Annotated in this window: 16 protein-coding genes; 11 read left to right on the top strand and 5 right to left on the bottom strand. The window is 69.6% G+C overall.

Annotated features, from left to right (window positions below; genetic code table 11):
• Positions 1–98: 98 nt before the first annotated feature.
• From F6W70_RS16010 to F6W70_RS16000, 3 genes are read right to left on the bottom strand one after another with little or no spacing between them, the layout of a single operon-like run.
• A complete protein-coding gene (locus F6W70_RS16010; protein ID WP_151487316.1) occupies positions 99–1,121 on the bottom strand; it encodes a Gfo/Idh/MocA family protein in 1,023 nt (340 codons plus the stop codon).
• The gene (locus F6W70_RS16005) at positions 1,118–2,131 is read right to left on the bottom strand and encodes a Gfo/Idh/MocA family protein (protein WP_127481498.1); all 1,014 of its coding nucleotides are present in this window, start codon (positions 2,129–2,131) and stop codon (positions 1,118–1,120) included. The genes F6W70_RS16010 and F6W70_RS16005 overlap by 4 nt, the downstream gene beginning before the upstream one ends.
• A complete protein-coding gene (locus F6W70_RS16000) occupies positions 2,128–3,312 on the bottom strand; it encodes an ROK family transcriptional regulator (protein WP_151487315.1) in 1,185 nt (394 codons plus the stop codon). Before F6W70_RS16000 ends, F6W70_RS16005 begins: the two co-directional genes overlap by 4 nt.
• A 189-nt stretch (positions 3,313–3,501) precedes the next feature.
• On the opposite strand from F6W70_RS16000, the gene F6W70_RS15995 reads away from it, so the two are divergent.
• From F6W70_RS15995 to F6W70_RS15955, 9 genes are all read left to right on the top strand, one after another.
• Complete coding sequence (locus tag F6W70_RS15995) at positions 3,502–4,743, top strand: ABC transporter substrate-binding protein (RefSeq protein ID WP_017830075.1); 1,242 nt, start codon at positions 3,502–3,504, stop codon at positions 4,741–4,743.
• Positions 4,744–4,819: 76 nt separating this feature from the next.
• Entirely contained in the window at positions 4,820–5,725 is a 906-nt protein-coding gene (locus F6W70_RS15990; RefSeq protein WP_047523748.1) for a carbohydrate ABC transporter permease, read from the top strand.
• Positions 5,722–6,627, top strand: coding sequence for a carbohydrate ABC transporter permease (locus tag F6W70_RS15985; protein ID WP_047523747.1), 906 nt, complete (start codon positions 5,722–5,724; stop codon positions 6,625–6,627). Before F6W70_RS15990 ends, F6W70_RS15985 begins: the two co-directional genes overlap by 4 nt.
• Before the next feature lie 19 nt (positions 6,628–6,646).
• Entirely contained in the window at positions 6,647–7,681 is a 1,035-nt protein-coding gene (locus F6W70_RS15980) for an NAD-dependent epimerase/dehydratase family protein (RefSeq protein WP_055875765.1), read from the top strand.
• The gene (locus F6W70_RS15975; RefSeq protein ID WP_055875767.1) at positions 7,681–8,742 is read left to right on the top strand and encodes a dihydrodipicolinate synthase family protein; all 1,062 of its coding nucleotides are present in this window, start codon (positions 7,681–7,683) and stop codon (positions 8,740–8,742) included. Before F6W70_RS15980 ends, F6W70_RS15975 begins: the two co-directional genes overlap by 1 nt.
• Positions 8,739–9,752, top strand: a complete 1,014-nt coding sequence (locus F6W70_RS15970; RefSeq protein ID WP_151487314.1) for a hydroxyacid dehydrogenase — start codon at positions 8,739–8,741, stop codon at positions 9,750–9,752. Before F6W70_RS15975 ends, F6W70_RS15970 begins: the two co-directional genes overlap by 4 nt.
• The gene (locus F6W70_RS15965; protein WP_151487313.1) at positions 9,749–10,705 is read left to right on the top strand and encodes a Gfo/Idh/MocA family oxidoreductase; all 957 of its coding nucleotides are present in this window, start codon (positions 9,749–9,751) and stop codon (positions 10,703–10,705) included. Before F6W70_RS15970 ends, F6W70_RS15965 begins: the two co-directional genes overlap by 4 nt.
• The gene (locus F6W70_RS15960; RefSeq protein ID WP_151487312.1) at positions 10,702–11,619 is read left to right on the top strand and encodes a GNAT family N-acetyltransferase; all 918 of its coding nucleotides are present in this window, start codon (positions 10,702–10,704) and stop codon (positions 11,617–11,619) included. The genes F6W70_RS15965 and F6W70_RS15960 overlap by 4 nt, the downstream gene beginning before the upstream one ends.
• 108 nt (positions 11,620–11,727) lie before the next feature.
• Entirely contained in the window at positions 11,728–13,893 is a 2,166-nt protein-coding gene (locus F6W70_RS15955; RefSeq protein WP_151487311.1) for a putative phage tail protein, read from the top strand.
• A gap of 228 nt (positions 13,894–14,121) precedes the next feature.
• Here F6W70_RS15955 and F6W70_RS15950 read toward each other — a convergent pair whose 3' ends face one another.
• Entirely contained in the window at positions 14,122–14,964 is an 843-nt protein-coding gene (locus F6W70_RS15950; protein WP_318278925.1) for an SDR family NAD(P)-dependent oxidoreductase, read from the bottom strand.
• An 8-nt stretch (positions 14,965–14,972) separates the two neighbouring features.
• Positions 14,973–15,623 carry a GntR family transcriptional regulator gene (locus F6W70_RS15945; protein ID WP_055866975.1) on the bottom strand — a complete coding sequence of 217 codons (651 nt, stop codon included), beginning with the start codon at positions 15,621–15,623 and terminating at the stop codon, positions 14,973–14,975.
• A 150-nt stretch (positions 15,624–15,773) separates the two neighbouring features.
• Between F6W70_RS15945 and F6W70_RS15940 the strand changes: the two genes are divergently transcribed.
• Both F6W70_RS15940 and F6W70_RS15935 read left to right on the top strand, forming a co-directional pair.
• The gene (locus F6W70_RS15940) at positions 15,774–17,138 is read left to right on the top strand and encodes an MFS transporter (RefSeq protein WP_151487309.1); all 1,365 of its coding nucleotides are present in this window, start codon (positions 15,774–15,776) and stop codon (positions 17,136–17,138) included.
• Positions 17,138–19,321 (top strand): peptidase C14, encoded by a 2,184-nt coding sequence (locus tag F6W70_RS15935; protein ID WP_151487308.1) that lies wholly within the window; start codon positions 17,138–17,140, stop codon positions 19,319–19,321. The genes F6W70_RS15940 and F6W70_RS15935 overlap by 1 nt, the downstream gene beginning before the upstream one ends.
• Positions 19,322–19,329: the final 8 nt, after the last annotated feature.

Raw genomic sequence — 19,329 nt, 5'->3', positions numbered from 1 at the left:
GAGAGGCGGGACTCAGACGTGATATGACCGATCAGGAAAGGAGTCGCCCATCATACGCGAGGAGCGGTAAGGCAACTTCAAGGGGCCGATCCAGGTGATCAGAGCGTGACGACCTCGCCACCGCGGGAGGCAGAGGCCTGGGCGGCCGTGGCGATCTCGACCGTGCGGATGCCCACGCCGGCGTCGGGCTGCGGCTGCCGGCCCTCGCGCACGGCGTGCACGAACTCGTCGAGCAGCAGCGCGTCGAGGTCGGCGCCCACCGGGCTCCAGGTCTCGCCGTGCGCATCATGCCCGGCGACGCCCTTGGCGAAGGGGCTGACGGTGACGGTGCCGCGCTCGGCGACGACCTGGAGGGTCAGCCCTCCCCAGGTGGCCGAGCTCATCGGCCAGCTCCAGGAGCAGTCGATCGTGGCGATGACGCCGCTCGGGTACCGGATCGAGACGAGTCCGCCGGTCTCGACCTCGAGCTCGCGCTCGGCGTGCAGGATGCTGTTCGACACGGCGCGCACCGACTGGGCCCGCTCGCCCAGGAGCTCGTCGAGCAGGTCGGCGCAGTGCACGACGTGGTCGACCAGCGCGCCGCCTCCGGCCAGTTCCGGATCGGTGAACCAGGCGCGGTCCTGCGGGAGCTTCCCGTTGTTGATGCCGGTGACGCCGAGGACCTTCCCGAGGCGCCCGCTGCGCAGCTCGGTGATCGCGTCGCGCACGCTCGGCGCGAAGCGCACAGGGTAGGCGACCATGAGGATCACGCCGGCACGCTCGCAGGCCTCCTGCATCGCGGCGGCATCCTCGACCGTGGTGGCCAGCGGCTTCTCGCACAGCACGTGCACCCCGGCAGCGGCCGCGCGCTCGACGAGGGCGCGGTGGCGGGAGTTCTCGGCGGCGATCACCACGGCGTCGGGCTTCCAGGCGAAGGCCTCGTCGTAGGTGTCGACGTACGCGACGCCGAGCTCGGCGGCCAGGGCCGCGCCCCGGAGCGCGTCGTCGGCAGCCGCGGCGCCGTCGGGATCGGCGGCGACCAGCTCGACGCCCGGCATCGCTTTCAGCGCGTGCACGTAGCTGAGCGAGTGCGTGTGCGCGAACGAGAGCACGGCGATCCGCAGCGGGACGGGAGTGTTCATCGGGCGGCCTCCTCGGCGTCGGCGGCGGAGCGTTCGGGCAGGGTGATCGGGGCTCCGCCGGCGATCGAGGCGTACGCGGCCTCGGCCACGGCCACGGCCTCGATGCCGTCGGCGGGGCTGACCCTCGCGTCACGGCCCTCGCGCACAGCGGCGACGAAGTCGGCGATCTCGGCGTAGTACGGACTCTCCTGCGGAGACATCGGCGGCAGATAGTCGGTGTCACCCTCGGGGAGCACGGCGTCGGTGCGCAGCGCGTTGTCCTCGGCGCTGTCGTAGCGCAGGCGTCCCTCGGAACCTGCGACCTCGACGCTCGTGCGGAAGGGCATGCCCGGCGCGACCCAACTGCCGTGGATGTGGCTGATCACGCCGTTGCGGTGCGTCAGCACGACATGCGAGGTCACGGGGGCGGGCACGCGGTCATCGACCGTCGGCGGGTTCTGCACCGCATAGACCGTCGCGACGGGACCGGCGAACCAGACCGCCTGGTCGATGTCGTGGATCATCAGGTCGCGGATCACGCCGCCACCGGCGCTCTCCGAGAAGAACCACGGGGTCTGCGGGGCGGAGCCGGCGCGGCTGAACCGCTGCACGGCGAGCGTGCCGATGCGACCGGCGTCGATGCCCGCCTTGATCTGGGCGTACTCACCCATGTACCGCACGACGTGGGCAGGGAAGAGCCGCACACCGGCCTCTTCTGCGGCGCGGGCGATGGTCGCAGCGGCCTCGGCGGTCGCCGCGAGCGGCTTCTCGCAGATCACGTCGAGTCCGCGAGCGATGGCCCGCTGCGCGAAGTCGGCGTGGGTGCTGCTCGGGGTCACGATGTCGACGATGTCGACCAGACCGATGAGCGTGTCGACATCGGGGACCAGCTCGAATCCGTACTCCTCGGCGATCGCCTCGGCTCCCACGAGAGAGGTGACGTACCCCTCGGCGCCGAGCGCCCGCCAGGCGTCGGCGTGCACGCGGGAGATTCCCCCGGCGCCGATGAGTCCGACCTTCAACGTGCTCACTGCTTCTCCTCGGTGTTCTCGACGGTGGTGTCGTCGGTGCCGGCCGCCTCGATCGGCAGCGGGGTGATCGGCGGGGCCGGCATGTCCTCGATGCCGTAGATCTCGGCGGCGTGGCGCTGGAACGCGTGCACGACCGCTCCGTGCGCGGCGGCCTCGGCGCCCAGTCGCGCTTCGGCGATCGGCACCTGGAACGGCAGGCCGAGGTGGCCGGGCAGGGCGGCCCGAAGCGGGTCGAGCAGCTGCTCGTGCGCTGCGGACAGTCCGCCGCCGATCACGATCATGGCCGGGTCGACCGTCATGGTCAGGGTGGCGATCCCGTGGGCGAGTTCGTCGATGAAGCCGTCGAGCTCCCGCTGGGCGGCCTCATCGCCACCGCGGGCTTTCGCGAACACCTCGGCTGCGGTCGGCGCCGTGCGCCACGAGATCTGACCCGTCTCGGTGTTCAGCCCCCGGAAGGCGAGCCGGCCGATGTCGCCGGCGGCGTTGTGGATGCCGCGCCGCGGGCGTCCGCCGAGGATCAGTCCCATCGCGATGCGGTTGCCGACCGAGAGGTAGATCACGTCGTCGACCAGCTGCGCGACACCGAGGTGGTGTTCCGCGACAGCTGCGAGGCGCACGCCGTTGTCGACGGCGACCGGACAGCCGAAGGCCTGCCGCAGCTGTGAGCCGATGTCGATGCCCGACCATTCGGGGATGACGACGGAGGTGGTCACGCGCCCCGCATCGTCGACGATGCCGGGGAGCGAGACGCCGACCGCGCGCACCTTCGAGGCGGGGATGGAGACGGCGGAGAGGGTGCGGCGCACATCGTCGATCACGGCGGCGAGCTTGGAGGCGCCGTCGGGCTGCGCGGCCACACCGGAGTAGCTGCGCTGCGCGATCACGAGTCCGGACAGGTCGGCGAGCACCACGCGCACGCTCGCGACCCCGATGTCGACCCCCACCACGGTGCCAGCGGCGCCGTGGAAGGAGTAGCGGCGGGCGGGGCGTCCGGCGCCGCCGCCGTTCTGAGCAGGAGCGTCGACGATCAGCCCGGACTCGGCCAGGACGGTCACGGCGTTCTCGACCGAGGTGCGCGAGATCTCGAGCGAACGAGACAGGTCGTTCACGGTCGCGGGCCCGACATCGCGCAGCTGCAGAGCGGATCGCGCAACGATCGAGAGCGGACTGGTCACGGCCATGTGCGGTCCTTCCTTCTTCTCCGTCGTCGGGTGCGATCAAATTAGCACACCCAATTCTCAGATCAAGCTTTGATGTTCTCGAACGGGAAACACGGCTGTAACACGGGTCTGAGAACTTGTACTTGACGAATTATCCCATTGCAGTGTCATAATGAACCGTACTCAGCACGGTATAAGCAAAGGAGCACCATGCGCGTCAGCAAGATCACCGGCGTCGTCGCGGGATTCGCGGCCGCCACCCTGTTGGCCGGATGTTCGGCCGGCGGAGGCAACACCGCAGAGGGTGAGCAGGACATCACGGTCTGGCTCTACCCGGTCATCGCCGACGAGGCGGTGCACAAGGACTTCTGGGACTCGACGATCGCCGACTTCGAGAAGCAGAACGAGAACATCAACGTGAAGTACGAGATCTTCCCGTGGGCGAACCGCGACGAAGCTCTCCAGACCGCGATCGCGGCCGGCAAGGGCCCCGACGTCGTCTACCTCATCCCCGACCAGCTCGCGGCGTACCAGAAGTCGATCGCCCCGCTCAACGATCTGTTGAGCACCGAGCGCCAGGATGATCTGCTGCCGAACGTGAAGAAGTCGGTCACGCTCGACGGAGACATCCTCGGGGCTCCGATTCTCACCAGCGCCCAGCCCCTCATCTGCAACGCCGCCGCGTTCGAGGCCGCGGGCGTCACCGAGTACCCCGAGACCTGGGATGACGTCACCGCGATGGCCCCCGCCTTCACGGAGAAGGGCATGTACGCCCTGAACTACCCGGCATCCGCGGAGAACACCCTCAACCTCACGTACTACCCGCTGCTGTGGCAGGCCGGTGGCGAGGTCTACACGAAGGACGGCGACGTCGGGTTCGACAGCAAGGAGGGCGTGCAGGCGCTCACCTTCCTCACCGACCTGGCCGAGGCGGGCGCTCTCGACCCCGAGGCGCTCACCACCAACGTCCCGCTCGAGCAGACCGCCGTCGCCCAGGGCAAGGTCGCGTGCACTTGGAACAACGCGGTCAACGAGGTCGTGCCCTTCTGGGGCGAGGAGAACGTCAAGGTGATGGCGCCGCTGACCGAGAAGGAGTCCGTGGCCTACGGCACGGTCGGATCGCTCTCGGTGCTCAAGGGCTCCAAGGCGCAGGATGCTGCGGCGAAGTTCGTCGAGTACGCCACCGGCGCCGACGTCGTCGAGCCGTACCTCAAGGCGGCCGGCTACTTCTCGGCGCTCAGCACCACCGCCCCGCTGTACGCGGACGACCCGCTGCTCGGCGAGGTCGAGAAGTACGTCCCCGACACCACGGTGGGCGAGCTCAACGCCTCGTCCCGCGCGCTCATGGGCGTGCTCGCGCCGGAGATCCAGGCAGCCCTCCTCGGGGACAAGACCCCGGAGGCTGCGCTGAAGGATGCCGCGACAGCCGCGGCACCGCTGATCAAGAAGTAACACGATCGGGGGCATGCGGAGCCCGAACTCCGCATGCCCCCGCACCCCTTCACTCCCCCCACGTGAGGTATCACTGATGACGACGGCAACCACGGCGAAGAGGCCCGCAGGGCGGGTCACCCGGGTGCTCGCACGACGAGAGGCGCGGATCGCGTTCCTGTTCGTGCTCCCCGCCTTCCTCCTTTTCATCGCCTTCCGCTTCGGCCCGAGCATCGCCGGCGTGGCCCTGAGCTTCTTCGACTACGACATCACGGGTGAGATCTCGTGGCGTGGTCTCGACCATTTCCAGCGCATGATCGCCGATCCGCTGTTCTGGCGGGCGATGGGCACCACCCTCATCTACACGGTGTGCGCCGTGCCGATCGCGCTCGTGCTGTCCACCGTGATGGCACTGGGTGTGCGCCGTGCCTTCCGGGGCGCGCGCTTCTTCCGCTCGATCTTCTTCCTCCCCGTCATCACCTCTCTCGTGCTGGCCGGGTCGATCTTCGTCTGGATCTTCTCCGCGAACGGTCCGTGGTCGGCGCTGATGGCGCCGCTGGGGCTCGGCGGATCCTGGCTCGGCAGCACCGTGCTCGTGATCCCCGCGATCGTCGTCGTCGGTGTCTGGTCGCGCTTCGGCTACGGGATGATGATCCTCATCGCCGCGCTGCAGGACGTTCCCCGCGAGCTCGAGGAGGCGGCGCTGGTCGACGGCGCCAACGCCTGGCAGCGCTTCCGGTACATCATCCTCCCGGTGCTGCGTCCGACCTTCTTCTTCCTCGCGGTGATCGAGACGACCGCCGCTTTCCAGGTGTTCGACGTCATCTACGTGATGACCCAGGGCGGGCCGGCGAACGCCAGCTACTCGCTCGTGTACATGCTCTACGACCAGGGCTTCCGCTACTTCGACTACGGCTACGCGGCCGCGATCGGTGTGGCCCTGTTCATCATGACCCTCGTCGTCGCGCTCATCCAGCGCCTGGTGATCGGAAAGCAGAAATGACCGCTCTGTTGCAGCCTCCGACCCAGGCACCGGCGACGCCGCCGAAGATGTCGACGAAGCAGCGTCGCGCCTACCGTGCGCTCCAGCCCACCGGATGGGGAATCGTCGGCCGGTGGATCTGGCTGAGCCTGGCCGGCATCCTCAGCTTCTTCCCGTTCTACGCGATGGTCGTGCTGAGCCTGAAGCCCGGCATGGTCGTCGAGCTCCCGGGTTCCCTGCTGCCCTTCCAGGACATCTCGTTCGAGGCCTACGAGCAGGTGCTCGCGGGACAGAACATCCTCGGCTGGCTCGGCAACACCCTCATCTACTCCCTCGTCTCGGTCGTCGCCGTGCTGTTCCTCTCGGCGCTCGCCGGCTACGCCTTCGCGAAGAAGCGCTTCCGCGGCAAGGAGGTGATGTTCTGGTCGTTCCTGGCGATGGTCATGGTGCCGTTCCACGTCACCCTCATCCCGACGTTCATCCTCATGGCAAACCTCGGCGGCGTCGACACGTACTGGGGTCTGATCCTGCCGTCGCTCGCGAACGCGCAGGCCGTGTTCCTGATGCGGCAGTTCATCCAGGGACTGCCGGATGAGCTGTTCGAGGCCGCCCGCATCGACGGCGCGGGGGAGTTCCGCATCTTCCTGCGGATCGTGCTCCCGCTGTGCAAGCCGATCCTGGCGACGCTGGGCATCTTCGTCTTCCTGTGGCACTGGAACGACTTCCTGTGGCCGCTCATCATCGCGAAGTCCAACGCGATGTTCACACTCACCGTCGGCATCTCGTCGCTGCAGCAGCAGAACGTCCCGCTGAGCACCATGCTCGCCGGATCCGTCGTGGCGCTGCTGCCCATCTTCCTCGCGTACCTCATCGCTCAGCGGTACGTGCAGGAGGGCGTGGCCGGTACGGGCATCAAGGGCTGAGAAGAAGGGAAAGCACCACATGACTCAGCACCAGTTCACTTCCGAGGCGGAGCTCGAGGAGGCACTCGCCACTCCGAGCGCCGGCCTGATCGACGACCTCGCACGGGGTGCGGGCGACCTCGTGATCCTCGGCGCCGGGGGCAAGATGGGCCCGACGCTGGCCATGCTCGCGCGCCGCGGGATGGATGCCGCCGGGCGCCAGGGCGACGCGGTCTACGCCGTCTCCCGCTTCGGTGACGCGGCGATCCGCGAGCGTCTGGAGACCGCGGGGGTGAAGGTCGTCCCGTTCGACCTGATCGAGAACGACGACTTCGCATCGCTGCCGGACGCCCCCAACGTGGTGTTCATGGTCGGGGCGAAGTTCGGAGCCGCGACCAACGCCTCGTGGGCGTGGGAGGTCAACGCCGCCCTGCCCGATCGGGTGGCCCGCCGCTACCGCGACAGTGCCATCTCGGTGCTCTCGACGGGCAACGTCTACCCGTTCCTGCCCGCGTCCTCCGGCGGAGCATCAGAAGAGGTGCAGCCCGCACCGATCGGCGAGTACGCGCAGTCGTGCCTCGGGCGCGAGCGGGTCTTCGAGTTCGGCGCCCAGGAGCGCGGTACGAAGGTCGCGATCATCCGCCTGAACTACGCCGTCGACCTGCGCTACGGGGTGCTCGCCGACATCGGCAGCGCCGTGCATGCGGGCCAGCCCGTGTCGGTCGCGACGGCCAACGTCAACGTGATCTGGCAGGGGTATGCGAACGAGGTCGTGCTGCGCAGCCTCGTGCACGCCTCGACCGCTCCGTTCGCGATCAACCTCACCGGCCCCGAGCTGCTGAGCGTGGAGTCGATCGCCCGTCGATTCGGCACCCTGTTCGACCGCGAGGTCACGATCGTCGACGAGCCCCAGCCCACCGCGCTGCTCAGCGATGCCCGGCGCTGCATGGCCCTGTTCGGCTACCCGTCCGTCTCGGCCGAGACGCTGATCGGGTTGCAGGCGGACTGGATCGAGAAGGGCCTACCGATGATCGCCAAGCCGACCAAGTGGGCCGTGCGGGACGGGAAGTTCTGATGGCGGTTCCCACCCTGCGACCGGAGGCTGCGGCGACCCTCGCCCGCGGTGCCGTGATCCCGGCGCATCCGCTCGCCCTCACCGCCGATCGGCGCATCGACGAACGCCGCCAGCGCGCCCTCACCCGCTACTACCTCGACGCCGGTGCCGGGGGCATCGCCGTGGGAGTGCACACCACACAGTTCGAGATCCGCGATCCGGAGCACGCCCTGTTCGAGCCCGTGCTCGCGCTCGCCGCGGAAGAGCTCGACGCGCGGGCGAGCGCCGATGTCGTACGCATCGCCGGTGTCGCCGGCGGCACGGCTCAGGCGGTCGCCGAGGCCGAGCTCGCCCGTGACCTGGGCTACGACGCCGTACTGGTGAGCCCTCGCGTGGCCGGCGCCGACGAGCGCGCCCTGCTGGAGCGCGCCCGGGCCGTGGGCGACGTGCTGCCGGTGGTCGGCTTCTACCTGCAGACCGCGATCGGCGGTCCCGTGCTCGACCGCGACTTCTGGCGCGAGTTCGCCTCGATCCCGGCCGTGGTCGCGGTCAAGGCCGCCCCCTTCGACCGCTACCGCACGCTCGAGCTGGTGCGCGGCGTCGCGGCCTCGGGACGCGCCGACGAGATCGCGCTCTACACCGGGAACGACGATGCGATCGTGGCCGACCTGCTCTCCGAGTTCCACGTGGAGTCGCCCTCGGGTGCGCGCACGCTGCGCTTCGTCGGCGGGCTGCTCGGCCAGTGGGCGGTCGGCACACGCGCCGCCGTCGCTCTCCTCGAACGCGCGCAGCGGGCGATGGCCGGCGATGCGCAGGCCTACCGCGAACTCGGTCTCGTCGCCTCCGACATGGTCGACGTCAACCAGGCCGTGTTCGATCCCGGCAACGACTTCGACGGCGTGATCGCCGGCGTGCACGAGATGCTGCGTCAGCAGGGTCTGCTCGACGGCGTCTGGTGCCTCGACCCCGCGGAGGGTCTCTCGCCGGGACAGGCCGAGGAGATCGCGCGGGTGCGTCACGCCTACCCCGACCTGAACGACGACGCCTTCATCGCCGAGAACCTCGAGGCCTGGTTGAGATGAGCGCGCGGAGGAGTGTGCCGACCGTGGTCGCGGTCGTCTCGGAAGAGCTCTTCACGGAGTTCTTCTCCGACGAGGATGCGGAGCGCCTGCGTGCGGTCGCGGCTCGTCTCGGGGGCACCTTCCTGCGTGTCGACCGCCTCGCGGACGCGGAGCTCGCCGAGGCGCGCATCGTCATCACGAGCTGGGGCGTCGGCCCGTTCGACGCCGCGGTGCTGGCATCGCTGCCCGCGCTCGCACTGATCGCGCACACCGGTGCGACGATCAAGCCCTTCGCGACCGACGAGCTGTTCGACCGCGGCATCCTGGTCACCCAGGCCGGTGCGGGGATGGCGCGGCCGGTGGCCGAGGTGTCGCTGACGTTCACGCTCGCGCTGCTGCACCGGGTGCCCGAGATGCACAACGCCCTGCGCTCCGGCGACGGCTGGTACGACGCGGATGCCGTGGGCGTGCAGCGCGAGATCCTCGGCACATCCATCGCCGTGATCGGCGCCTCCCGCACCGGGCGGGCCTACCTCGAACTGATCCGTGCGCTCGGGGCCGAAGCGCTGCTGGTCGACCCGACGATCGATGCCGACGCGGCGACGGCTCTCGGAGCCGAGCTCGTGCCGCTCGACGAGGCGCTGCGGCGCGCGCAGATCGTCGCCGTGCATGCTCCCACGCTGCCCGAGACCCACCACCTCATCGGTCGCCGCGAGCTCGCCCTGATGCGTGACGGCGCGGGGCTCGTGAATACCGCGCGCTCGTGGCTGGTCGACGAGGCCGCGCTGATCGAGGAGCTGCAGCGCGGCAGGCTCAGCGCCGCGATCGATGTGTTCGACGAGGAGCCGTTCGCCGCGGACAGTCCGTTCCGGACGCTGCCCGGCGCGCTGGTGACCCCGCATCGGGCGGCCGGCACGAGTCAGGGACGACGGCGTCAGGGACGGATCGTCGCCGACGAGGTCGAGGCCTTCGCCGCGGGGCGTTCCCTCGCACACACCGTCTCCCGCGACCAGCTGTCGTCGATGGCATGACCGGGACGCCGCTGCGCGTGGCCTTCGCCGGGCTCGCGCACTCTCATCCGCACACCGACGCCGCGAACGTCCGAGCGCTCGGCGCCGAGGTCGTCGGGGTGCACGATGCGGACGCGGCAGCGGCGAGCGCGTTCGCGGCACGCTTCGGCGGGGTCACGGCGGCCTCGGTCGGCGAGCTCGCGGCGCTCCGACCCGACCTCGTCATCGCGACACCGCGTCCGCACGAGGTCAGACCCTTCCTGCAGGCGCTCGGCAGCGGAGCCGCTCCGGTCTTCGTGAACAAGGTGATGGCGGCGACGGCTGCGCAGCTCGTCGAGGTCGACCGCGCGCTCGTGGCATCCTCCGTCCCCGTCGGCACGAGCTCAGTCCTCCGCTTCGCGCCTGCGCTCAGAGCTCTCGCCGAGGAGGTCGCGGGTCACGATGTGCTCGCGCTCCGTGTGCACGCCCAGCACGACAATGCAGCCTTCCAGCTGCCGGAGCGCGCATGGCAGGACGACCCAAAGCGCGGCGGAGGCACGGCGGTGACGGTGGGGGTGCACGCCTGGGAGATGCTCGACGTGCTGCTGCCTGGTGCTGCTCTCGTCTCGGGATCGGGCTGGACGCGCTCGCGCCACGGATCGGCCACGGCGTCCGAGGATGCCGCCGGCGTCGAGGGCATGGTGCGAATGCCCGGTGCGGAGCGCGAGGTGCCGGTGCAGGTGCTGATCACCGGCGCGCCCGGTGTGGACGCCTACGGGGTGGATGTGGTGACGACCACCGGCATCCGCTCGGTCGCGCTCGATGTCGGTGCGGAGGGAGGTGCGGACGCGAACGACGAGCTCGGGTTCCGCGGCCTGATCCGCGCGCTGCTCGATGCGGCGCCCGCGGGGGCGACCGTGGCGCCCTGGCACGAGGCGCGGAGCGTCGTGGCGAACAGCATCCGTGCCGCCGAGATCGCGCGGGGCGACGCATGAGCGACCAGCGCATCCGGGCCGCGCGCGTCGAGGACGAGCCCGCGCTCACCGCGCTGTGGGCGACCGCGTTCGCCCCTGCGCTCACGCCTGACCAGTGGCTCATCGACGATGAACGGTTCGCCCACACGATCGTGGCCGAAGACGATGAGGGCCTGTGCGGGTCGATCTACGGTCTGCCCAAGCGGCTGCGCGAATCCGACGGCGGCATCGCCGAGGTGCAGGCGATCGGCAGCGTCGCGGTCGCCGAGCGCTCCAGGGGACAGGGCCTCGCCCGCAGGCTCGTCACCGCGACGTTGCAGGCCGGGCGCGACGCCGACTGGGCGCTGCTGTTCACCGGCACCCCGGAGGTGTATCGCTCGAGCGGGTTCGAGATCTTCTCCATGCCGCGCACCCTGGTCGGGCCGTGGAGCCCTCCCGTGTCGGCCGAGACCGAGGGGCTGGTCGTGCGCGAGACCGTCGGGCTCGGGAGCCTCCGCCCACTGCGGGAGGTCTACGAGCGTTCGCGCGCAGGTCGAGTGGTCCTGGCCCCGGTGCGCGGCGACCGTGACCGGGCGATGGCCGAGGTGCGCATGAGGGGCGCGACCCTGTACCTCCGGGTCGACGGATCGGCGCCGGTCGGCTACGCGATCGCCGAGCGCCGCGGCGACGTCGGCATGCTCCTGGAGAGCGCCGTGCTCCCAGGGCGCGGTGCTGCGCGCGATCACCTGCTCTCCGCCATCGGCGCGGACTGGGCATCCACCGGGGTGACGTCGTGCGATCTCGCTGTCCCCGCTCTCGAGGATGAGGAACGCGCGCTCCGCGCCTTCGCTCCCGCGGCCGTGCGGCAGGACGACCGCACCGGGATGATCCGTCCGCTGCGGCGTGAGGCGCGGCTGCGCGGCATCCGCCACTTCACGGCGGGCGACTACTTCTGAGCGACCCGCTCGGAGAAAGCACTGGGGACTGGGGATCGATCGGATGATGCGGCCCGGCCGAACGACCGGACGCCTGACCGCGGCGATGACGCCGCAAGGAGGATGAGCATGACCCAGAAGACGAGCACGACCCCGCAGGAGAAGACCGACACCGCCGCTCTGCGCAGCAGACGCATGCTGCTCGCCGGTTTCGGAGCGGCAGCCATCGGCGGCGTGGCGGCCGTCAGCGCGCAGACCCCCGCGCAGGCCGCCGGCCCGATCGTCGCGCAGGGCAACTCGGGCTCCTCGTCTGTGGCGAACGGCGGCACGGCGACCGATCTCGTCACACGCAAGGGCAAGGACGGCGATCTGGTCCGCACGACCGGATACGCCGCGGCCGGTGACGGGGGCGGCGGGCTGTACCGCTTCGTGAAGAAGAACGCTCCGGCGGCGAACGGCGGCACCGTGCTCGCCGCTCCGAAGGGCGGGGCATGGGTGCTCGTGCACGAGGGGGTCGTAAACTTCCGGATGTTCGGGATCATGGATGCGAGCGTCAACGCCGACGACGCGCTCGACGCCATGGTGAACGATGCGAGCATCCACCGCATCGAGGGGCACAGCCCCCTCAACTTCGTGCGTCGCCACAGGTTCTCGCGGTCGAACATCGCGTTCGACTTCGGCGGGCACCTCATGACGACCGTCGGCATCGAGAATGCGGGCAAGGACGACCCCTTCGCGGCGGTCATGTTCTTCCGCGGCGAGGTGACGGATGCCGTGCAGGAGGCGAAGCTCGGCGAGGTGGTGCCCGATCTGGGTGACATCTTCCCGGTCGCCGACTCCTCGTTCTTCGCGGTCGGCGACTGGTACGCCGCTGAGGTGAACGCGCTGTCGGGCCGCTGGGAGCGCGAGCTGCAGCGGATGGTGCAGGTCACGCAGATCGTCGATGGCACGCACATCCGCATCAACTACAAGAACGGCTGGCCGCTCGGCAAGGACCGCACGATGACCTGGCGTCGCGTCGTTCCGGTGCATGACGTGACGGTGTCGAACCTGAAGTTCCTCGGCACCGGGACCGACGAGTACACCGGATCGCACCCGCTGGCTTTCGAGTACGCGGTGCGCTGCGACGTCGACCACATCGACGGCACCGGCACCTTCTGGCCGCTGATCCAGCGCCGGTGGAACACGTACTACTCGACCGTGAGCTGCATGCTGAAGAACCCGACCTCGGTCACCTGGGGTGGGGCCGGCTACCTGACGCAGCAGATCTACTGCCTCTACGGATACGTCGCCAACTGCCACACCGCGAACGCCCGGCACCTGAACGACTTCACCGCGAGTGCCTACTGCCTGGTGGAGAACTGCCACGGCGACGGCGACGACCAGGGGCCGTTCGTCACGCACGGACAGTACGAGCACGACCTCACATACACCGGCAACTCGGGGCTGATGACCTTCGCGAACTCGGGGGCGGCCTGGGGATCGGCGGCCAAGCGCATCACGGTGCGCAAGCACGTGTGCTCGTGGTTCGTCGCCCGCGTGCGCATCACCGACCTCACCCTCGAAGACGTGCAGGTGATCGGCAAGCCGTCGCTCGCGGGATCGGGCATGCTGTGGATCAACGCCGACGGCGCGCAGCTGCGCGGCTGCACGGCATCCGACACCCTCGTGATCACGCAGGCCTCGGACAACTCCGCGCGACCGACCGTGATCGCCGATTCGCACTTCACCTTCGTCGCACCGGGGGAGCTCACCAACGCCACGGTGAAGACGCCGGTCACGTTCGTCGACACCGTGCTCGACCGGGTCGGCGGCATGAAGATCGCGGGGGCCGGAGCAGTCACGTTCCGCGGCTCGACGCTCACGGCCGCCGACGACGCGGCGCCGGTCGTGACATCGTCGGAGCGGCTGCGGTTCGAGGGATCGACGCTCCGCAACGCCCGCATCGCCGCGGCACGAGGGGAGCGGCAGGCGGTCGAGATCGCGGGGTCGGATGTCGCGATCAAGGGCGGCACCGGTGTCTCGCGCGCCGGCGACGGCGAGCTGCACCTGACGCTGTCCGACAGCACTTTCCGTGCGGAGGGGTCGGCCACGCATGTCGCGGTCACGAAGGGCGCGACCCACTACCGCGCCGTCGGCAACCGTTTCGAAGGCGGCGCGATCGAGCTGGCGGATGCCGCGTTCGGCGCATCGTCCACGCTGCTGCACACCGGCAACGTCGAGTCGGGTGTGACCCGCACGGCCTTCCCCGCCGCGGGCCCGCGTGTGGTGGATACCGCGAATCTCGTGGTCTGACGCTCTCCCGGGCGCGGGCCTCCGGGGCGGAGCATCCGTCGGGAGGTGCATCCGTCGGGAGGTGCATCCGTCGGGAGGTGCGTCCGTCGGGAGGGTGTCCGGATGTCGGACCGGAAAGCCTGTTCCGGTCCGACATCCGTGAGATCTCCCGACAGGTGCGCACTCCGGGGAGACGAACCGGGGAACGCGAACCGGGCAGGCGAGCCGGGGCCGTTCGATGCGTTCGGGCTACGTGGCAGGGATGCCGACGAGCTCGGCGCTGCGCTGCCAGAGGGCCTCGGCGAGGGCGGCGTCGTTCACCTGCGGATTGATCTTCGTGGTCAGCTGGCGCTCGTCGTAGTAGGCGCCGGAGAACCAGGTCGCACCGGGGGTTCCCTCGATGAACCAGCGCAGTGTCGCACCGCCCTTGTCTGCACCGATGAGCATGAGGTGCTTGAGCGGGGTGCGGTAGAGCAGCCGCATGATGCTCGACGAGTCGGACGCGAAGTTCGTCTGCACGGTGCCGGGGTGGAAGGCGACCGCGCTCAGCCCCTGGGCGTGGAACTTCGTGTGCAGGCTCTTGGCGAACAGCACGTTCGCGAGCTTGGCATCGCCGTAGGCCTTGTTCGGGCTGAAGCGGCGGCGGTTGTCGAGGTCGTCCACGTCGAGATGTCCGAACAGGCGGTGGGCGATGCTGGAGGTGTTGATGACCGCGCCTTCGGCCTTCAGCACGTGGGGGAGCAGCAGGTTCGTGAGCAGGAACGGCGCCAGGTGGTTGACCTGCATGGTCTTCTCGAAGCCGTCGACCGTCGGGGTCTGATCCCCGAAGATGCCGCCGGCGTTGTTCGCCAGCACGTGGATGCCGCTGTCGCCGACGGCATCGCTGATCTTCGCGGCCAGTGCTCGCACGTCGTCGAGGCGCGCGAAGTCGGCGGTGAACCACGCAGCGCCCGTCTCCTCGGCGATGGCGCGGGTCTTCTCGACCGACCGGCCGACGAGGATGAGGCGATGCGGGGAGGAGGCGAGCTGGCGGGCGGCCGCTGCGCCGATCCCGTCGGAGGCTCCGGTGAGGACGATCGTCTGCGGGGTCACGGCGCGGATCACTCGGCCGTGGGGGTGATGCGCTCGACGGCCCTGGTCACATGCTCGGCGATCACGGCCTGCGCGCGCTCGGGGTCGCCGCTCGCGATGGCGTCGACGATCTGCTGGTGGCTGCGCACGTGCTCCTCCTGCTCCGCGGGGTCGAGGGCCGCGTTGGCGGCATGCAGGAATCCGGTGATCCGGCCGCGCAACTGTCCGCTCAGCTCGTCGAGGAAGCGGTGCTCGGCGAGATCGGCGAGCGTCTCGTGGAAGAGGCGGTCCTGGCGCAGCACCTCGTCGATGTCGCCGGGGGCCGCATCCGCCATGTCCTGGATGATGGCTCCGAGCCGGGCGGCGGATTCCTCGCTCCATCGCTCCTGCACACGGATCGCCATGAACTGCTCCAGCACGATCCGCAGGCTGGAGATCTCTTCCAGGTCCTGCGCGCTCAGCTGGGCGACACGAGCGCCGCGGCGGGGCTCGCGGGTGATCAGGCGCTCCTCGGCGAGCCGGGTCAGGGCCTCGCGCACCGGGATGTGGCTGACACCGAGCCGGTCGGCGAGCTTGCGCTCGACCAGGCGCTCGCCGGGAGCGAGCTCTCCGGAGTGGATGGCCGCGCGCAGTTCGTCTGCGACCTGTTCGGCGATGTTCTGATCCGAGACGCTGCGCATTCGGTGCCCTTCTCGATCCGCGGTTCCGTCTCGTCGAGAGGCGCGAATTCGTTCGCTCGATGCTATGGCATTTTCCGGATGAGTGGACACGGCCAGGGATTTGCTAGATGCTATAGCAAGCCCACTCGAACGATGACGAAGGAGTTGTCCATGGCCGGGAACGCATCCGCACCCGATACGCGAACGCCGGAGGAGGTCGGAGCCTCCGCCATGAAGAAGGCGATCTGGCGTCTGGGCCCGTTCCTCGGGCTGCTGTACCTCGTCGCCTACATGGACCGCAACAACGCGGGCTTCGCCAAGCTGGAGATGACGGCGGCACTGCAGATCACCGAGGCCGCCTTCGGGTTCGCCGCCGGCATCTTCTTCATCGGGTACCTGCTGTTCGAAGTGCCCAGCAACCTCCTGCTCGAGCGCTTCGGCGCCCGTAAGTGGATCGCCCGCATCATGGTCTCCTGGGGACTCGTCGCCGCCCTCACCGCCTTCGTGCAGGATGCCACCCAGTTCGCGATCGCCCGGTTCGTGCTCGGCATCGCCGAGGCCGGCTTCTTCCCCGGCGTGCTCCTCTACCTCACGCTCTGGTTCCCGCGGCAGTACCGCACCCAGGTGCTCGCAGTGTTCGTGCTGTCGAACCCGATCGCGAACGCCGTCGCCGCGCCCCTCTCCGGCTGGATGCTCGAGCTCCACGGCATGTGGGGTCTGGACGGTTGGCAGCTGGTCTTCCTCCTGCAGGGCCTCCCCGCTGTGCTCCTCGCCTTCGTCGTCTTCTTCTGGCTGCCCGACCGTCCGCAGGATGCGCGCTGGCTCGACCCGACCGAGCAGCGGTGGATCAACGACACCCTGGCGGCCGAGACAGCGGCGACCGAGCAGAAGCACGGGCGTCTGCGCCTGCGCGAGGTGTTCAGCAACGGACGCCTGTGGACCCTGATCGTGCTGTTCTTCGGTGTGGTGTTCGGTGCGTACGGGCTCGGCATGTGGTTGCCCACGATCGTGAAGAGCATGGGCGACTTCTCCAACTCCACGACGGGGTGGATCGTCGCGCTGCCGAATCTGTGCGCCACGCTCGTCATGCTCCCGTGGGAGCGTGCCGCCCGCAAACAGGGCAACATCCCGCTGCAGATCGGCATCACGCTCACCATCACCGCGCTCTCGCTCATCGCGGCGGTCGCGGCGCAGGGCACGCCGGTCCTCGCGCTCGCGGCGCTGTGCGTCGGGATGTCGGCGCTGTTCTCGACGACGCCGCTGTTCTGGAGTCTGCCGCCCATGGTGCTCACCGGCACGGCGGCGGCTGCCGGACTCGCCTTCATCAACTCGGTCGGCAACCTCGCCGGATTCGCCGGTCCGTACGCGATCGGCTGGATCAGCGAGACCACGGGGTCGGCGATCTGGGGTCTGCTCCTGATCGCCGGACTCACGCTGCTCGGTGCGACCATCGCCTTCGCGCTCAGCCGACGGGCGGACTTCACGGTTCCGGCCGAAGCGCTGCTGGCCGCAGACGCGAAGTCCGGGGTGCGGTGATGTCCCGCAGCGATGCGGATGCGCGTGTGCGTTCGGCGAGTCGACGCGCCCTCGTGGCGGGGTTCGGTGCGGTCGCGCTCGGTGCGGCCGGCTCCCTGGCCGCTGCGTCACCCGCGCAGGCGGCTCCCACCGCGGCGGGGGCGAAGGACATCACCAGGGCGGACTCGGTCTCCGAGCTGTCCCGGCGCCGTGCGCGCGACGGCGAGGTGGCGATCGTCGCCGGCTACCGGACGCCCGGCGACGCCGGACTGCTCGTTTACGTGGGGGTCGAGGCTGCGGACATCGAGGCCAACGGCGGCACGGTGATCGCCGGAAAGCGCGGCAGCAGATGGCTGCTGCAGCACGACGGCACCGTCGACTTCCGGGTCTTCGGCATCACCGGGCCCGAGACGGCGGCCGATGACGCGCTCGCCGCGATGGTGAACGACGTCCGCGTCAAGCGGATCGCGGCGAGCACCGACCTGCTGTTCCAGCGACGGCATCGCTTCACCCGCTCCCACATCGAGATCGACTTCGGGGGCCACGTCATCACGACGGACGGGATCGAGGCGAACACCCACGACAACCCCTTCGGTGCGGTGATGTTCTTCACCGGGGTGTCGCGGGACGTGGTGGTCGAGCACCGCCTGGCAGAGGCCTGGCCCGAGCTGACGGACGCGGTGACTGTGCCTGATGCGGCGGCGTTCCCCGTGGACTCCTGGTGGGCGCTACAGTGCGACACGGTCGCCGGAGGCGGAGCCGATGAGCGCGAGATCCAGCGATTCGTCCGGGTGACGCAGCAGATCGACGGAACGCACATCCGGATCGACTACCTGAACGGCTGGCCGCTCGACACGGGGCGAAAGCTCATCTGGCGTCGGATGGATCCGGTCGAGGGCGTGCGCATCTCGAACATGCGGTTCCTCGGGGCCGGTCCCTTCGACGGACCGACGGACGGCTCCTTCCCGGACTCTCGCGAGCTCACCGGATCGCACCCGATCGCCTTCGAGTACGCGATCCACTGCGATGTCGCCGACGTGCACGCCAGTCGCACCTGGTGGCCGGTCATCATGCGGCGGTGGAACACGCACTTCACGACAGAACGTTGCTCCGTCGAGAACCCGCCCACGGTCTTCTACGGCGGCGCGGGCTACCTCACGCAGCAGATCTACAGCCTCTACGGACGGGTGAGCGACTGCACATCGTCGAACGCGCGGCATCTCAACGATCTGACCGCCAGTGCGTACTGCATCGTCGAGAACTGCCACGGCGACGGTGACGACCAGGGCGGGAACCCGTTCACCACGCACGGTCAGTACGAGCACGACCTCACCTTCATCGGGTGCTCGGGGCTGATGGACATCGCCAACTCCGGCGCGCAATGGGGCACCGCCGCCAAGCGCATCACGATACGCGACCACGTCTGCTCGTGGTTCGTCGCGGGCACCAAGATCAGCGACCTGACGCTCGAGAACGTCCGGGTGATCGGGCGATCGACCTTCGACCCCCAGGCGACCATGACGATCAACGCCGACGGCGCCCAGTTGCGAGGGTGCACCGCGGGGCTGCTGGCCATCGGCCAGCGATCGACCAGGTCGTCGCGGCCGACGACCATCGAGGACTGCACCTTCGCGCTCCCCAAGGACCAGGTGCTCATCCAGACCCCCGTCACGGTCCCCGTGAGTTTCGCACGCTGCACGATCACCGGAATCGACGGGATGAAGGCTCGGGGATCCGGAGCGGTCGAGTTCGTCGACTGCCGGCTGAGCGGTCCGGCGACCGGCGCCCCCGCCGAGCTCGGCGGGTCGAGGGTGACCATCCGGGGCGGCACGGTCCGTGACGTCGTGCTCACGGCGACCGCGGTGCGCGACCAGGCCATCGTGCTCGAGGGTGTCGAGCTGAGCACGGAGCGCGGCGAGGGCGCCATGCTGTCGCGGGCCGGCGGCGCGGGCGTGATCACCTGGCGGCTGAGCGGTGTGACCTCCACGGTGCCGAAGGGCGCGGCGCACGTCGACATCGGCGCGGGCATCAACCACGCGCGCGTCACCGGCGCACAATTCGTCGGAGGACGGCTGCGGTTGGCCGCGGGCTTCTCCGAGCCGTCGACGCTGCTCTACAGCGACACGGTCGAGCGCGGCGTCGAGACCGATCTCCCCGCAGACGGTGAGCGTGTCCTGATCGCCGACGTGCTGAAAACCGCCTGAGCGGCGGC

The organism is Microbacterium maritypicum (assembly GCF_008868125.1).
In the GTDB taxonomy this organism is placed as follows: Bacteria; Actinomycetota; Actinomycetes; order Actinomycetales; family Microbacteriaceae; genus Microbacterium; species Microbacterium maritypicum.
This window is presented reverse-complemented; position numbering and strand designations above follow the sequence as displayed.

What these genes read in the sequence shown, in the direction of transcription:
- F6W70_RS15940 (WP_151487309.1), top strand. Translation starts at nt 15,774, where the DNA reads ATGGCCGGGAACGCATCCGCACCCGATACGCGAACGCCGGAGGAGGTC.
- F6W70_RS16010 (WP_151487316.1), bottom strand. Translation starts at nt 1,121, where the DNA reads ATGAACACTCCCGTCCCGCTGCGGATCGCCGTGCTCTCGTTCGCGCAC.
- F6W70_RS15990 (WP_047523748.1), top strand. Translation starts at nt 4,820, where the DNA reads ATGACGACGGCAACCACGGCGAAGAGGCCCGCAGGGCGGGTCACCCGG.
- F6W70_RS15980 (WP_055875765.1), top strand. Translation starts at nt 6,647, where the DNA reads ATGACTCAGCACCAGTTCACTTCCGAGGCGGAGCTCGAGGAGGCACTC.
- F6W70_RS15975 (WP_055875767.1), top strand. Translation starts at nt 7,681, where the DNA reads ATGGCGGTTCCCACCCTGCGACCGGAGGCTGCGGCGACCCTCGCCCGC.
- F6W70_RS15945 (WP_055866975.1), bottom strand. Translation starts at nt 15,623, where the DNA reads ATGCGCAGCGTCTCGGATCAGAACATCGCCGAACAGGTCGCAGACGAA.
- F6W70_RS15955 (WP_151487311.1), top strand. Translation starts at nt 11,728, where the DNA reads ATGACCCAGAAGACGAGCACGACCCCGCAGGAGAAGACCGACACCGCC.
- F6W70_RS15985 (WP_047523747.1), top strand. Translation starts at nt 5,722, where the DNA reads ATGACCGCTCTGTTGCAGCCTCCGACCCAGGCACCGGCGACGCCGCCG.
- F6W70_RS15935 (WP_151487308.1), top strand. Translation starts at nt 17,138, where the DNA reads ATGTCCCGCAGCGATGCGGATGCGCGTGTGCGTTCGGCGAGTCGACGC.
- F6W70_RS15965 (WP_151487313.1), top strand. Translation starts at nt 9,749, where the DNA reads ATGACCGGGACGCCGCTGCGCGTGGCCTTCGCCGGGCTCGCGCACTCT.
- F6W70_RS15970 (WP_151487314.1), top strand. Translation starts at nt 8,739, where the DNA reads ATGAGCGCGCGGAGGAGTGTGCCGACCGTGGTCGCGGTCGTCTCGGAA.
- F6W70_RS16000 (WP_151487315.1), bottom strand. Translation starts at nt 3,312, where the DNA reads ATGGCCGTGACCAGTCCGCTCTCGATCGTTGCGCGATCCGCTCTGCAG.
- F6W70_RS15995 (WP_017830075.1), top strand. Translation starts at nt 3,502, where the DNA reads ATGCGCGTCAGCAAGATCACCGGCGTCGTCGCGGGATTCGCGGCCGCC.
- F6W70_RS15960 (WP_151487312.1), top strand. Translation starts at nt 10,702, where the DNA reads ATGAGCGACCAGCGCATCCGGGCCGCGCGCGTCGAGGACGAGCCCGCG.